Below are 14843 nucleotides of genomic sequence, written 5' to 3'. Positions count from 1 at the left end.
GTCAAAGTTCAGACTGCCGCCGCCCTGCTCAAGCACTTTGTCTGCGGCGGCCATGACCTGCAGACGGTAGAACTGCTCCGCCTCGATCAGAGCCGAGGGCCCGCGCCGGGCGCGTTCACCCGCGTCTCAGACGGTCGTCTTCGCCGTCTCCTTGTCGTCCCTGTCCGTGCCCTTGGCCTTCCGGGCCCGGACGTGTGCGAGGAAGTCCTTCAGTTCGCGCTTGACGACGGGAGCGAGGAGGTACAGGCCGATGATGTTGAAGACGGCGAGGGTGAAGAGCACCGCGTCGGCCAGGTCGATGAGGGTCTGGAGGGTGAGCAGGGACCCGGCGATGGAGAAGACCGTGTAGATGGTCTTGTAGGTGATTTCGCTGGTGCGGCTGCGGCCGAAGAGGTAGGTCCATGCCTTGAGGCCGTAGTACCCCCAGGTGAGCACGGTGGAGATCGCGAAGAGGAGCACCGCGGCGGTCAGGACGTAGGGGAACCAGGGAAGCACCGTCTCGAAGGCGTCCGAGGTGATCGTCACGCCGCCGATGGACTCGCCGTCGCGGGCGTCGCCCCAGCTGGCGGGGTTGGCGATGACGATGGTCAGGGCGGTCATGGTGCAGATGACGACGGTGTCGATGAACGGTTCGAGCAGCGCGACCAGGCCCTCGCTGGCGGGGTGCTTGGTCTTGACCGCCGAGTGGGCGATCGGCGCGGAGCCGAGACCGGCCTCGTTGGAGAACGCGGCGCGCTTGAACCCGATGATCAGTGCGCCGAGCACGCCGCCCGCGACGCCCTCGGGGGCGAAGGCGCCCTCGACGATCGTGCGGATCGCGGTGGGCACGGCGGTGATGTTGACGAGGATGACGATGAGGCAGGCGACGATGTACATGCCGGCCATCGCGGGAATGAGACGGCTGGTGACCGAGGCGATGGAGCGGATGCCGCCCAACAGCACGATGCCGACGAGTGCGGCGACGAGGATGCCGAAGAGCAGGGCGCCGGCGGAGGAGCCCACCGTGCCGTCCTCGCCGCCGCTGACCGAGACGAGTTGGGCGTAGGACTGGTTGACCTGGAAGAGGTTGCCGCCGAAGAGCCCGAAGAAGAGGATCATGATCGAGGCGAGGAGGGCGAGGACCTTGCCGAAGGCCCCGCCCGCCTTTCCGAAGCGGTCGGCCAAGCCCTTGGGCAGGTAGTGCATCGGTCCACCGGAGATGGTGCCGTCGGCGTGGACTTCGCGGTACTTCACGCCGAGGGTGACCTCGACGAACTTGGTGGCCATGCCGAGGAGGCCGCAGAGGATCATCCAGAAGGTGGCCCCGGCGCCGCCGATGGAGACGGCGACGGCCACGCCGGCGATGTTGCCGAGTCCGACCGTGCCGGAGACGGCGGCGGTCAGCGCCTGGAAGTGGTTGACCTCGCCCGCCGAGTCCTTGTCGTCGTACTTGCCGCGGACCACGTCGAGAGCGAGGCGGAACGAGCGCACCTGGACGAAGCCGAACCAACAGGTGAAGACGAGACCGGCGACCACCAACCAGGCGACGATGAGCGGTAGGTCCGTCCCGCCGACCGGCACGGCGTAGAAGACGATCTCGCTCATTCGGGTGGCTATGGGTTCGAAGAACCCACTGACGGATTCGTCGACGTTCTCGGTGATGGAGTCGAGTGTCACGTTGGCTTCCTCAATGGCGCAGGGAACGGCGGAGTGATGGCGCCTCCGCCGTTCGATGTGCGGTGGGGCATATGGGTGAGCGTCGAAATCCCGGTGCGGCGCCCGCAGTGAATTCGAATGATTGGTCACCCTGGGCTGTCTGCGGGAATCGAGCCCGGTCTCTCGATCAGTGGGCCCGGTAGCTGCGAAGTTGGGCATTTCTACCATGCCCCTTGCCCACATTTTAGTGACGCACGTCACATTGAGGGGGAGTGACTAATTAAACGTTGGACGAGTGATGCGATCTTCATCCGCATCCAGAAATATGTTTGTTGGGTGCCCCTTGACCCGAAACAGTTTGGGTTTTGGTCAATTGGTGGTTAAGGGGGCCTATTTTAACCTTCGTGGCGCGGTGGACCACCGCTGTGCGGAGTTCGCTGCGGTATCGGAAGACGACGGCAGGGGGCCGGCCCGTCCGGTGTCTGCACGGACGGGCCGGCCCCCTGCGCGCGGACGACCAGCAGCCCGAAGGCCCTGGTCAGACGTCCAGTTCGTGGGTCTCCAGCCAACTGTTGAGCTGCACCATGAACTCCAGACCGGTACGGGACGGCCAGCCGACCCCCTCCGGCCGCGGAGCGCCGCTGCGGTCCACCAGGGAATGCACCGGTGCGCTGGAGTCGGCTGCCAAGCGGTCGAACTCGGTGCGCAACGCCGCGTCGTAGGCCGGATCGTGGCTGATCGGATAGGCGCTCTTCTTGCGTTCCGCGATGCTCTCCGGGAGCAGGTCCCGGGTCGCCGCCCGCAACAAGCTCTTCTCCTTCCCGTCGAAGGTCTTCATCGCCCAGGGGACGTTGAAGGCGTACTCGACCAGTCGGTGGTCGCAGAACGGCACGCGGACCTCCAGGCCGACCGCCATGCTCATCCGGTCCTTGCGGTCCAGCATGAACGGCACGAAACGGGTGAGGGCGAGGTAGGTCACCTCCCGGATCCGCCGCTGCGCCGCGTCCTCGCCGGGGAGTACGGGCACCTCGGCCAGGGCGTCGGCGTAGCGCTGGGCGCGGTAGGCGTCCATGTCGAGCCCGGCGATCAAGCCGGGGTCCAGCAGCCCGGAGAGCGTGGGGATCAGGTCGTAGCCGGCGGCCACCCAGGGGAACGTGCCGGCGTCCCGCAGCGCGGGGGAGTGGAACCAGCCGTATCCGCCGAACAGTTCGTCGGCCGCCTCGCCGGAGAGCGCCACCGTCGACTGCTCGCGCACCGCCCGGAACAGCAGGTACAGCGAGGCGTATCCGTCGCCGAGCAGCGCGGCGGGCGAGTCGTAGGCCGCCGGGACCACGGCCCGGGTCCGGGGGTCGGCGAGTTCTTCCAGGCTGAGCACCAAATTGGTGTGGTCGGAGGCCACGTGCTTGGCCATCTCGGCGGCGAACGGGGCGTCCGGGGAGCTGTGCACCGAGTTCGCGGCGAAGTCCCGCTCGTTCCCGGCGAAGTCCACGGAGAAAGTGCGCACCGGTCCGCCCCCGCGCCGGGCGAGGGAGCGGGCGGCCAGGGCGGTCACCACGCTGGAGTCCATCCCGCCGGACAGCAGGGTGCACAGGGGCACGTCGGCGATGAGCTGGCGCTCGACGATGTCCTCCAGCAACGCGCGCACCGTGCGCACGGTGGTGTCCAGGTCGTCGGTGTGCTCGCGCGCCTCAAGGGCCCAGTAGCGGTGCAGGCGCAGCCCCGTGCGGCTGAAGCGGAGCAGATGGCCGGGGAGGAGTTCGTGCATGCCGCGGAAGATCGCGTGCTTCGGCGTCTTGACGCCCGACAGGAGTTCGCGCAGCCCGTCCCGGTCCACGACGGGGCGCACGTCGGGGTGGGCGAGGATCGCCTTGGCCTCCGAACCGAACAGCAGGCCGCTTCCCGTGGGCTGGTAGTACAGCGGCTTGATGCCGAGCCGGTCGCGTACGAGCACCAACTCTTCGTTGCGGGCGTCCCAGATGCCGAAGGCGAACATTCCGTTCAACCTGTCGGCCATGCCGACGTCCCATTGCAGATAGGCGCGCAGCACGACTTCGGTGTCGCTCTCGGTGCGGAAGCGGTGCCCGAGCGCGCGCAGTTCCGCGCGCAGCTCGCGGTAGTTGTACACCTCGCCGCTGTAGGTGAGGGCGGTCAGTGCGCGGCCGTCGTGCTCGACGGTCATGGGCTGGGCCCCGCCCTCAAGGTCGATCACCGCGAGCCGTCGGTGCCCGAGGCCGACGTGGGTGTCCGCCCAGTACCCCTCCGCGTCGGGCCCCCGACAGGCCATGGTGTCGGCCATGGCCTTGAGCGTGCCGCGGGCGCCCGGCGCACCGGACGCACCGCTCAGGTCGCGCTCGAAGTCCACCCAACCCGTTATGCCGCACATGTCGTCCTCGCTCTCTTCGCGTGTCGGTCGGTCACCAGGTGACCGGGAACTCGTGGATGCCGTAGATGTCCGCGTCCTTCTTGAACGGCAGCTCGGCGGTCGGCACCGCGGAGCGCAGGGAGGGGATGCGGCGGAGCAGGGTCTCGTGGACGATCTCCAGCTCCAGGCGGGCGAGGTGCTGCCCGAGGCACACGTGTGCTCCGTAGCCGAAGGCCAGTTGGTTGCGGGTGCCGCGCCGGATGTTCAGCTCGCCGCCGTGGGGGAAGACGTCGGGATCGCGGTTCGCCGTGTTGCCGAGCGCGACCAGGACGTCCCCCGCCTCGATGAGGGAGCCGCCGAGTTCGACGTCCTCGGTGGCCACGCGGGTGGGGATGAACTCGGCGATGGTGAAGAAGCGCAGAAACTCCTCCACGGCGACCGGGATCTCCTGCGGGTTCGTGCGCAAGAACGCCGCGTCGTCCGGGCGGTCGAGCAGGGCCATGGTGCCCAGCGAGATCATGTTCGCGGTGGTCTCGTGCCCGGCTACCAGCAGCAGGAAGGCCATGCGCGCCAGGTCTTCGCGGCGGTACGTGCCGGCCCCGCGCAGTTTGACGATCTGGCGGCCCAGGAGGTCGTCGGGCGGGTCGGCCTCCTTGCGGGTGATGAGGTCGCTCAGGTAGTCGAGGAGGTCGTCGAGCGCCCGTAGGCGTTCCTCGGCCGAAACCCCGCGCAGCAGCAGGGAGTGGGAGCGGCTCTGGAAGAACTCGTGGTCCTCGTAGGGCACCCCGAGTTGGCCGCAGATCACGAGGGAGGGCACGGGCAGCGCGAGCGCCTCGACCAGGTCCGTCGGTTTCGGCCCGGTCAGCATCCCGTCGATGCAGTCGTCCACGATCTGCTGGATGTCCGGCCGCATTTCCTTGATGCGCTTCAGGGCGAATTCGCCGGTCACCGCACGGCGGACGTCCCGGTGCTCCGGTCCGTCCATGGAGATCATCGTGCGGCGGAAGTTCCCCGGCTGTCCGTCGACCTGGAACGGGAACCCCTGCTCCTGCCGGTCGGCGCTGAACCGTTCGTCGGTGAGCATGGTGCGGACATCGCCGTGACGGCTCACCGCCCAGACCGGCGCGCCGGGTTTCAAGGTGGCCAGGGTGACCTTGACGGGGCGCCCCTCCCGCTGGAAATCGACGTGCTGGGGATTGGGGGAGTAGGGGCAGGCGCGGGCGATTTCGAGCTGCTGGACGGAGGCCGTGGAGGAACGTGCCGTGGACATCTCGGAACTCCCTTTCTCGGTACGTCTCGGTACGTCTCGTTCTGGGTACGCCCCGGGGCGTCGTGGGCTTCGGGCCCGTCGACCGCGGTACGTCGAGGAGCGCGGCCCCGCTGACTCAGGACTCGGCGGCCGGCTCGCCGTGGCCCTGCCACGGGCGGGCGAGCACGAGCAACGCCAAGCCCGCGAGGACGGCGCAGCCCAGCACCACGACGGCCGTCGACATGGCGGTGGTGTCGCCCAGCACGCCGGGCAGCGGAGCGGCGGCGGCGCCGAGCACGAACTGGGAGCCTCCGAGCATGCCGGAGGCGGCGCCGGGGGCGTCGCTGCCGACCGCGAGGATGATGGTGGTCGCCGCGGGCAGCAGCAGCCCGATCCCGAAGGTCAGGCCGAACAGACAGGCCCAGGTGGTGGCGATGGCGTCGACGCCCACGGCGAGCAGGGCTACCAGGACGGCCAGGGACACGACGGTGACGGCCACGCCGACGGAGAGCAGCGCATTGAGCCGCACCCGCCCGGCCAGCCGCGCGAAGATCGTCCCGGCCGCCACGGTGCCGACCGCGTTGGTCGCGAAGACCAGGCTGTACTCCGTCGGAGACAGGCCGTAGCCGTCCTCGAAGACGAACGGCGAACCGGTGATGTAGGCGAACAGGGCGCCCAGCCCGAGGCCCATGACGAGCAGGTAGCCGACCATCTCGCGGCGCTGGAGCAGGCCGCCCATGGCGGAGAGCGCGGACCGCAGCCCACCGGTGCGGCGCCGTTCGACCGGCAGCGACTCCGGGACCCAGGCCCAGACCGCGAGCATCAGCAGCACTCCGGTCGCGGCCAGCGCCACGAACACCAGCCGCCACGAGCCGACGTCGAGGATGAGCCCGCCGGCCACCGGCGCCAGGATCGGCGCCGTCGACCCGATCACGCTGAGCGTGGTGAGCTGGCGGGCCGCATGGGTGCCGGTGAAGCAGTCGCTGACCACGGCCCGCCCGATGACGATCCCCGCGCTGCCGGCGGCGCCTTGCAACAGCCGCGCAGCGTCGAACACGGCGATGTTCGGGGCGACGGCGCAGACCAGGGAGAACACGCTGAACAGCCCGCACCCGGCCAGCAGCAGCCGGCGCCGGCCCGCCGCGTCGCTGACCGGTCCAAGGACGATCTGCCCGAGGGCGAGCCCGATGAGGCAGGCCGTCAGGGAGAGTTGGACGGAGGTCTTCGACGTGGCGAACGAGTCGACGATCTCGGGGAAGCCGGGCGCGTACATGTCGATGGCGAACGGCGACACCGCCGAGAGTCCGCCGAGGACGACGATCAGACGCCCCGTGCCGCTCTGAGCAGTCGCGGTGCTGGTGCTGTTGCTGGCGGTCATCGGTCTCCATCCGTGCGTCCTGCCGTGGGGGCAGTCGTGGATGGGAGTGCGCCGGGGCCTCCACCGCGCTGCCTGTCCCATGATCAGCGCCGTCAGCACGCGGTGGTGTGGAGCGGGGGACCGGGGAATGTGGAGCGCGGTGCGCGGTGCGGTGTCGGCGCGCGGTCGGTCGTGCTGCACCCGCACCCGGTCAGTCGTGCGTACCCGCACCCGGTCAGAGGCGGGTACGCACCCGGTCAATGGCGGGCGCGCCGGAACCGTGCCGGGGTCGTGCCCCGGTCGCGCCGGAAGGCGTAGCCGAAATTGCTCGCCGACGCGTAGCCGACCTCGTGGGCGATCCGGGCCATCGGCCAGTCGGTCTCGACGAGCAGGGTCGCGGCCCGGTCGAGGCAGCGGCGCCGGTGGTGCTCCATCACCGGCATCCCGTACAGGGCCCGGAACCCGGCGGTGAGCCGGCGCACCGACATCGACGAGGCGCGTGCCAACTCGGCCAGCGTCGGCGGTGCGTGACGCTCGCGCCACAGCAGGCCCGGGACCCGGCGCAACGCGGCCACCTCGTGATCGGCGAGCGCCGGCTCCCCGTCGTCAGCGCCCGACCCGGCGTCGGTGAGCCCGTCGATCATCGCGGCCAGCGCCGCCACCAACCGCGACTCCATGAACAGCAGGCGCCCCGGGGACGAGCGCCGGTGCAGGAACAGCTCCTCCAGCGGTCCGGCCACCGGACGCAGCGCCGGGGAGCCGCCGAGATAGCTCTCCCGCGCGACCCGCTCCGGCCCGATGGCGGACATGGCGCCCGCGCCGAGACCTTCGAGGTAGAAGTCGAGACCGGTCCAGCTCCCGGCGATCGACACCGCCCGGTAGCGCTCGCCGGCGTCGTGCGCGATCAGCCCCTCGGTGGGGCACCAGGGGCTCAGCGACACCGAGCCGGCGCTCAGGTCGCCGGTGCCGACGTCGGCCTCCCGGACCTGCATCCGCCCGTCCACGCAGTGCTCCAGCTCGAAGTTGTCGCCGGGGAAGGTGTAGCGGACCTGGTGCCCGCCGGTGAACGCGACGTCGTAACGGACGATGTGGAACCCGCTCCGCAGCGGCGTCACCTCGATCGTGCCGTCCCCGACCTCGGGGCGGAGTCGGTGCCGTACGGTGCCGTCGGGGCCCGCGTCGGCCTGCGCGATCGACGCGTAGTACGCCGCGTAGGTCGCGTTCAACGCGGTGGAACCGGCTGCGCCGGCGAGCTGGTGAACCCGGGTCACGGTATGAAGGTTAGCCTTCCCTTAGTTCCCTGCGCATCTCCTCCCTGGTCAGCTTCTCCCGGCCCGCTGCGCCACGGCCAGTCGCCGTCCGGCCAGTTGATGCCGAGTCGGCCGAGGTCCGGTCAGGCGATGCCCGGCCGGGCGCCGTCGAGCGACCGGAGGAGGGACTCGTACACCTTGGTCATGCCCGGGTAGCTGAGGGTGGGTTCGGGGTTCCACGGGCCGAGCCGACCGGTGCGCACGGCGGGGAGGTTGCGCCACAGGGCGTTGCTGTCGAGGTCCTTCGCCTGGAGACTGCTGGCGCGCACGTCGAGGAGGATGAGGTCGGCCGGGTAGCGGTCGACGAGTTCCCAGGAGAGCTTCTCCACGTAGACGCCGCCGCCGGTGGGTTTGATGACGTCCAGTCCGAGGCTCAGGAAGTCGGCGACGGCGGCGAATCCGGTCTTGGTGATCCGGATGCCGTCCTGGTCGGCCGAGGCGCACGCGACCCGGAGGCCCGGTTTCGCCGCGGCGGCCCGGCGCACGCTCTCGCGCGCCGCGGTGTAGGTCGCCTTCGCGCGGCGCAGCTCCGGAGTGTCGAAGTCGACGCCGAGGGCGGCCGCGAGGTCGGCGTAGCGCCCCACGGCGGTGTCGACCTCCGCCCCGTAGACCTCGATGGACAGGATCGGGAGCAGTCTCCTGGCGAGCGGCAGGTTGTTGGCGTCGAGTTGTTGGCGGCCGTACTGGAGGACGTCGACGATGAGGTCCGCGCGCACCCGCCCCAACCGCTCGACGCTGATGTGGCCCGAGATGTTGCCGACCGCGGTCACCTCGTCCGGGTTCACCTCGCCGAGGATGCTGACGTTGGTGCCGCCGCCCTTCTTCCGTATGTGGCCGTAGACGCCGACGGCGTGGATCCCGTAGTCCCACAGGGCGGCTGCCGCGGAGGCGTAGGCCACGATGCGCCGGGGGCGGCGCTCCAGCCGGATCGTGCGCCGGGTGTCGTCGGTGAAGCTCCAGCCGGCGTCTTCGCCAGGACCGGTCCGGCGGCGGTCGGCGGTCGGCGGGGAACAACCCCCGGCGCCGAGGGTGAAGAGTCCGAGGGCACCGGCGGTCAGAAGCCGTCGACGGCCGAGCGGGAGCTGCATGGGTCTCCTCAAGTCCACGGGTGCTTTCGGGGCAAAGTCGTTCGAGCGATCGAATGATCGCTCGACGCGAACAGCAACTAAGGTTAGCCTTACCCAAGTTGAGGCTGCCGTGATGGCGGCAATACCGTGCGTCACCAGGGGAAATGGGGTCGTGAGCCGTGGGGAGCAGTCGGGCCAGGCTGGTGTCCGGTTTAGGCGTCGCCCTGGTGGCCCTCGTGGCGGCGGCAGCCGTCAGCACCAGCATCGGCACCCGTGCCGTCCCGCTGAGCACGGTCGTGGACGCGCTCCTCCACTTCGATCCGCGCGACGTGGACCACCTCGCGGTACGCGAATTACGGCTGCCCCGCACCGCCCTCGGCATCGTCGCGGGAGCCGCGCTGGGACTGGCCGGGGCCGTGATGCAGGGCGTGACCCGCAATCCGCTGGCCGACCCCGGCATCCTCGGGGTGAACGCAGGCGCCGCGCTCTTCGTCGTCGTCGGCATCAACGTCTTCGGCATCACCGCCGTCTCCGGCTACCTGTGGTTCGGCCTGGTCGGCGCCGCGCTGGCGGCCTTCCTCGTCTACGCCGTGAGTTCGCTGGGCCGCGGCGGCGCGACACCGGTGAAACTCGCGCTCGCCGGAGCCGCGGTGAGCGCCGCACTGATGTCGCTGACCACGGCGATCCTGCTGATCGACACCGACACCTTCGACCAGTTCAGATTCTGGCGGGTGGGCTCCCTGTCCGGCCGGGACGGCACGGTCGTGGTGCAGGCCCTGCCCTTCGTCGCCGTCGGCGCGGCGCTGGCGCTCGTGTCCGGACGGATGCTGAACGCGCTGGCGCTCGGCGAGGACACCGCGCGCTCCTTGGGCCAGAACGTCGGCCGCGGCCGGGCGCTCGCGGCCCTGTCGGTGGTCCTGCTGTGCGGCGCCGCCACCGCGATGTGCGGTCCGCTCGCCTTCATCGGTCTCGCCGTGCCGCACCTGGCGCGCCTGATCACCGGGCCCAACTACCGCTGGATACTGCCGTACTCGATGGTCCTGGCGCCCTGTCTGCTGCTCGCGGCCGACGTCGTCGGCCGGGTGGCCATACCCCCTTCCGAACTCCAGGTCGGGCTGATCACGCCGATCATCGGCGCCCCGGTGTTCATCCTGCTGGTCCGTGCCCGCACGATGGTGGAGCTGTGATGAGCGAGAGCACCGTGACGGCGCCGTCCGCGGCGCAGGAGCCGGCGGCCCTGGAGGCCGCGCGCGAGATCGTGGCTGCGGCCCGCCGCCGCGACCGAAGGCGTACGGCCACCGTGGCGGCCGCCCTCGCCCTCGCCGCGCTGGGCGCCTTCATCGCCGCGCTGACGCTGGGCGAGTTCGACGTACCGGTGGCGGACGTCGTCCGCTCGCTCACCGGCTCGCTGTTCGGCACGGCCGCGTGGGAGAGCGAGTTCTTCGTCCTCGACGTACGGCTGCCGCGGGTGCTGACCGCCGTCCTGACCGGCGCGGCGTTCGGTCTGTCCGGTGCGCTCTTCCAGAGCCTGGTGCGCAACCCGCTGGCCAGCCCGGACGTCATCGGCATCACCTCGGGGGCCAGCGCGGCGGCCCTGGTGTGCGTACTGATCCTCGGACTGAGCGGACTGGCGGTCTCCGTCGGCGCGCTCGTCGGCGCCCTGGTCACCGCCGCCCTCATCTATCTGCTCGCCTGGCGCAACGGGATGAGCAGTTACCGCCTCGTCCTCGTCGGCATCGGCGTGGCGGCGGTGCTGTCCAGCCTGATTTCGTACCTGATGACGACCGCCCACGTCATCACCGCCCAGCGGGCGCTGGAGTGGCTGACGGGCAGCCTCAGCAGTCGCTCCTGGCCGCACGCGAACACCGTCGCGCTGTGCCTGGTCCCGCTGCTGGTCGCGACGGCGGTGCTCTCCCGCTCACTGGGCGCGCTGCGCTTCGGCGATGAGGTGGCGGCCGGGCTCGGTGTACGGGTGGAGGCCCGCCGCCTCGCGCTGCTCACCGTCGCGGTGGCCCTGGCCGCCGTGGCGACCGCGGCGGTCGGCCCGGTCCCGTTCGTGGCCCTGGTCAGCGCGCCGATCGCCCGCGTACTGCAACGCGGTCGCGGCCCCGCCCTGACGGCCGCGACCCTGGTGGGCGCGGTCTTGATGCCGGTGTCCGACTTCATCGGCCAGCACCTCTTCGATTCCACGGAGCTGCCGGTGGGCGTGATGACGGGCGTCGCGGGCGCCCCGTACCTGCTCCTCATGCTGGCCACCAACAACCGCTCGGGGCAAGTGGGCTGACCGCCGACGGCAAGAGACGAAGGACCGGGGAGGACCGGAACGGATGAGTGAACGTCACGTGCTGCGGGCCGAGGACGTCAGGCTGGGGTACGGCGGGCGACAGGTGCTCAAAGGGCTGTCGTTCGACGTCCCGCCGGGCGAGGTCACGATGGTGGTGGGCCCCAACGGCTGCGGCAAGTCCACCCTGCTGCGCGCCCTGGCGCGGCTGCTGCGCCCCACGTCGGGCGCGGTGTCCCTGAACGGCAGGGACCTGCGCAAGATGTCGACCCGTCAGGTCGCCGAGGCCCTCGCCATCCTGCCGCAGACGCCGGTCGCGCCAGCGGGCATCAAGGTCAGCGAACTGGTCAGCCAGGGGCGCTATCCGCACCAGAGCTGGCTACGGCGGTGGGGGAGCGAGGACGAGGAAGCGGTGGCGCAGGCCCTGCTCGTCACCGACACCGTGGACCTGGCCGAACGCCCGGTGGACGAGCTCTCCGGCGGGCAGCGGCAGCGCGTGTGGATCGCGATGGTGCTCGCCCAGCGCACCGGTCTGCTGCTGCTGGACGAGCCGACGACCTTCCTCGACGTACCGCACCAGGTGGAAGTGCTGGACCTGCTGACCGACCTCAACCGGCGGGAGGGGACCACCGTCGTCGCGGTGCTGCACGACCTCAACCTCGCCTGCCGCTACGCCGACCGGATCGTGGTGATGAAGGGCGGCACGATCGTCGCCGAGGGCCCGCCGACCCGGATCGTCACCGGGGAGCTGATGCGCACGGTCTTCGGCATGGACTGCCACGTCGTCGCGGACCCGGCATCCGGTACGCCGCTCGTCGTTCCCATCGGTCGTCATCACTGCGCGGTGGAGACCGCCGCGGCAGGGACTGCCGTACCCGGGAGTTCTGCACCCGGGACTGCCGCGCCCGAAGCCGATGCGGTCACTCGCCGATGAAGTCGATCTCGGGAGTCAGCAGGACGCCGGTGCGGTGGAGCACCTGCCGCAGCACGATGCCGACCGCCTCCCGGAATCCGGCCGCACTGGCCCCGTCGTCGGCGACGAGGGTGTAGTGCACGGAGGAGATGCGGACGCCGTGGGTGAGGGGCGCGTTCAGGCCGAAGCCGGCCTGTCGGATGAGCCAACTCGCACTGACCCGGGTGGAGCCGTCCGGGAAGCGGGACACCGGCGCACCGAGCCGGCGCAGCTTGGTCGCCATCGGGTCACCGACCTCGGGGCTGAAGAAGACGCTGCCGGTCGAACGGCGGTCCGGCTCGCCGGAGTCCAGCACCATGCCCTTCCTGCGGCGCACCGTCAGCACCGCCTCGGCTGCCTCGGCCGGCGGCACCCGGCTGCCCAGCGGCACGTCCAACTCGTCGGCCACGCTGCGATAGGTCACCGGGGTGCTCAACTCGTCCCGGCACAGCGCGAAGAGCAGGGACAGCACGGTCCACCGCCGGGACTTCTTGAACACGCTGGTGCGGTGGCCGAGCGCGCACGCATTCGCGTCCAGGACGGCACGGCGCCCGAGTTTCCAGTCCCACACCTCCAGGCTGCGCAGGGTGTCGGACACCTCCTGCCCGTAAGCGCCCACATTCTGTACGGGGGTGGCGCCGGTGGTGCCGGGAATCCCGGCCAGCATCTCCATTCCGACCAGACCTTCGTCGATCAGCTCCGTCACCAACTCCCACAGGGAATGGCCGGCCTGCACTTCGACCAGAACCCGTCCGTCGTCCATGGCGCCCATGATGCGTATGCCTCGGGTGGCGATCCGTAGGACGGGGAGATCGCACCCCCGGTCGCCGACGAGGACATTGCTGCCCTTGCCCAGACACACCGGAGGCGTGGGTGAATGGCGCATTTCACGGACGAACTCGGGGAATTCGGCGGGGTCGTGCAGCTCGGCCAGAGAAGAGGCCGGACCACCGATGCCAAGAGTCGTCAACGGGGCCAGCGGTACCCCGTAACTGACGTGCATAGGGACTCCTCGGAAACCAACGCGGAAAATTGACGAATGCAGGTGAGCCTTGTCCCGTCCGGCTGACATTCCGGCCAGGTGGTGTGACGCACGGACGAAGCCCCTGACGGAGGGGTTTCGGCCAACGGAGTCGACTCCACCGGAGGTTTCACACGATGGCCCGACCGCGCGACGTCGCGGTGTCCAGCGTCCTTTCCCGCCGGGCCCGGGCGTCCGGCGGGGGAGAGCGCTCCTCACCCCGGCGAACGGCCCAGGACGTCGTCGGCGAGTTGGACGAACCGCCGGGCGCGGGAGGCGTCGTGGCGCTGGAACAGGCTGCGCAGCTCCGCCAGGCGCGCGTGACACCGTGCCGAAGGCACCTGCACGGCGAGATGGAGCGCCGCCTCGGCGGCCTGCGCCGCACCGTCGCATTGTCCCAGGGACAGCCGTGCCTGGGCCAGTGAAGCGTGGTGCAGGAGTCGGTTGCGGGGCTGGCTCTCGTCGAAGAGCTCCAGGCCGTGGGTCAGATCACGAACGGCCTGCGCGGGCCGGCCGGCCTCCAGTCGGGCCCGTCCCGCGTCGCCCACCAGCACGGCGGGCGTGACCCAGTAGGCCCAGGGCTCCCGCTCCCCGGCCGGCCCGTCCGCATCGCCCATGGCCTCGCGGATGGCGGCGGTTTCGTCCAGGGCGCGTTCGCACCCGGCCAGGTCGCCGAGGCAGGCGTGGGCCCTGGCCTGCCGGCTGGCCAGCAGCGCCTGCCCCGGGCTCGGCGACTGGTCGGCGGTGCCCTGGCGGGCGATCTGGATCAGCCGGAGTGCCTCCTCGCCGCGGCCGTGCCAGGCGGCCTGGTAGCTGAGGCAGGAGATGATGTGCGCGGCGAGCGCGCGATCGCCCGCGGACCGCGCGGACTTGAGGGCCTGGAGTAGATAGAGCCTGCCGTGGGTCTCGTCACCGAGGTCGACCGCCATCCAGCCGACGATCTGGCCGAGTTCCGCCACGAGCCGGTGCAGCCGGACGCCGGTGTCCTGGTCGTACGAGCAGGCGCCGACGAGCCGGACGGTCCACCGCAGGTCCTGGGCCGCCCAGTCGAGCAGCATCCGGCCGCCGCGGTCGTCGTCGAGGCGCCGGAACTGGGCGATGCGCTCGCTGATGAGGTCGAGCAGGACGGCGTCGATGCCCTCGCCGCGGAGCTGGGCGGTGGGCGGGGCGTCGCGGTTGAGCAGCCAGTCCAACGCCATGGTGACCGGGTCGTGGTCCGCCGCGGTGATCGACGACGGCGGGGTCCGCTGGCGTGCGGACCCGGGCGGGGGCGGCCCGGCCAGTGCATCCGACTTCCGGTACTCGTCGAGTCCCGGCGGCGGCGCGGGGAACTTGTCGGGCCACAACGCGTGCAGGGGTACGGGTTCTCCCAACCGCTCGGTGAGGATGTCCGAGACCACCCGGGGCAGAACGTGCCGCGGGCACGCCCCTTTCAGCCAGTTGTACGGCGCCTTGGCGCTGATGGTGCCTGCACCGCACACCCGGTTGATCTCGCGGGCCAGTCGGTCCGGGGACCAGGACAGCCGATACAGGCACTCGGCTAAGAGAGAAGGATTGTGCATCTACTGACGTCTCCCCCGTCTCGGTCCCGGAGTGTGGGGTGGTCACG

11 protein-coding genes are annotated in these 14843 nt (G+C 70.6%); 3 read left to right on the top strand and 8 right to left on the bottom strand.

Annotation, left to right across the window (positions count from 1 at the left end; genetic code table 11):
* Positions 1 to 126 precede the first annotated feature (126 nt).
* From AB0E05_RS28275 to AB0E05_RS28250, 6 genes are all read right to left on the bottom strand, one after another.
* Positions 127 to 1656: an alanine/glycine:cation symporter family protein gene (locus tag AB0E05_RS28275; protein WP_361968489.1), complete on the bottom strand. Its 1530-nt coding sequence runs from the start codon at positions 1654 to 1656 to the stop codon at positions 127 to 129.
* 517 nt (positions 1657 to 2173) lie between these two features.
* Entirely contained in the window at positions 2174 to 4018 is a 1845-nt protein-coding gene (asnB, locus tag AB0E05_RS28270) for an asparagine synthase (glutamine-hydrolyzing) (RefSeq protein ID WP_361968487.1), read from the bottom strand.
* Positions 4019 to 4049: 31 nt separating this feature from the next.
* Positions 4050 to 5267 (bottom strand): cytochrome P450, encoded by a 1218-nt coding sequence (locus AB0E05_RS28265; RefSeq protein WP_361968485.1) that lies wholly within the window; start codon positions 5265 to 5267, stop codon positions 4050 to 4052.
* 115 nt (positions 5268 to 5382) lie between these two features.
* Entirely contained in the window at positions 5383 to 6624 is a 1242-nt protein-coding gene (locus AB0E05_RS28260; RefSeq protein ID WP_361968483.1) for a multidrug effflux MFS transporter, read from the bottom strand.
* A 236-nt stretch (positions 6625 to 6860) separates the two neighbouring features.
* Complete coding sequence (locus tag AB0E05_RS28255) at positions 6861 to 7874, bottom strand: helix-turn-helix transcriptional regulator (RefSeq protein ID WP_361968481.1); 1014 nt, start codon at positions 7872 to 7874, stop codon at positions 6861 to 6863.
* Positions 7875 to 7996: 122 nt separating this feature from the next.
* Positions 7997 to 9001 (bottom strand): ABC transporter substrate-binding protein, encoded by a 1005-nt coding sequence (locus AB0E05_RS28250; RefSeq protein WP_361968479.1) that lies wholly within the window; start codon positions 8999 to 9001, stop codon positions 7997 to 7999.
* A gap of 182 nt (positions 9002 to 9183) precedes the next feature.
* Between AB0E05_RS28250 and AB0E05_RS28245 the strand changes: the two genes are divergently transcribed.
* From AB0E05_RS28245 to AB0E05_RS28235, 3 genes are read left to right on the top strand one after another with little or no spacing between them, the layout of a single operon-like run.
* Positions 9184 to 10167 carry an iron chelate uptake ABC transporter family permease subunit gene (locus tag AB0E05_RS28245; RefSeq protein ID WP_361968477.1) on the top strand — a complete coding sequence of 328 codons (984 nt, stop codon included), beginning with the start codon at positions 9184 to 9186 and terminating at the stop codon, positions 10165 to 10167.
* The gene (locus AB0E05_RS28240) at positions 10167 to 11264 is read left to right on the top strand and encodes an iron chelate uptake ABC transporter family permease subunit (RefSeq protein WP_361968475.1); all 1098 of its coding nucleotides are present in this window, start codon (positions 10167 to 10169) and stop codon (positions 11262 to 11264) included. The genes AB0E05_RS28245 and AB0E05_RS28240 overlap by 1 nt, the downstream gene beginning before the upstream one ends.
* A 43-nt stretch (positions 11265 to 11307) precedes the next feature.
* Positions 11308 to 12195 carry an ABC transporter ATP-binding protein gene (locus tag AB0E05_RS28235; protein ID WP_361968473.1) on the top strand — a complete coding sequence of 296 codons (888 nt, stop codon included), beginning with the start codon at positions 11308 to 11310 and terminating at the stop codon, positions 12193 to 12195.
* On the opposite strand, the gene AB0E05_RS28230 is transcribed toward AB0E05_RS28235, so the two are convergent.
* Positions 12182 to 13216, bottom strand: coding sequence for a UDP-N-acetylmuramate dehydrogenase (locus AB0E05_RS28230; protein WP_361968471.1), 1035 nt, complete (start codon positions 13214 to 13216; stop codon positions 12182 to 12184). The two genes, AB0E05_RS28235 and AB0E05_RS28230, sit on opposite strands and share 14 nt — an antisense overlap.
* A 233-nt stretch (positions 13217 to 13449) precedes the next feature.
* Positions 13450 to 14796 carry a hypothetical protein gene (locus tag AB0E05_RS28225; RefSeq protein WP_361968469.1) on the bottom strand — a complete coding sequence of 449 codons (1347 nt, stop codon included), beginning with the start codon at positions 14794 to 14796 and terminating at the stop codon, positions 13450 to 13452.
* Positions 14797 to 14843: the final 47 nt, after the last annotated feature.

The organism is Streptomyces sp. NPDC048057 (assembly GCF_040653095.1).
GTDB lineage: Bacteria > Actinomycetota > Actinomycetes > Streptomycetales > Streptomycetaceae > Streptomyces.
The sequence above is the reverse complement of the archived record's forward strand: the minus strand, read 5'-3'. Positions and strand labels throughout refer to the sequence as shown.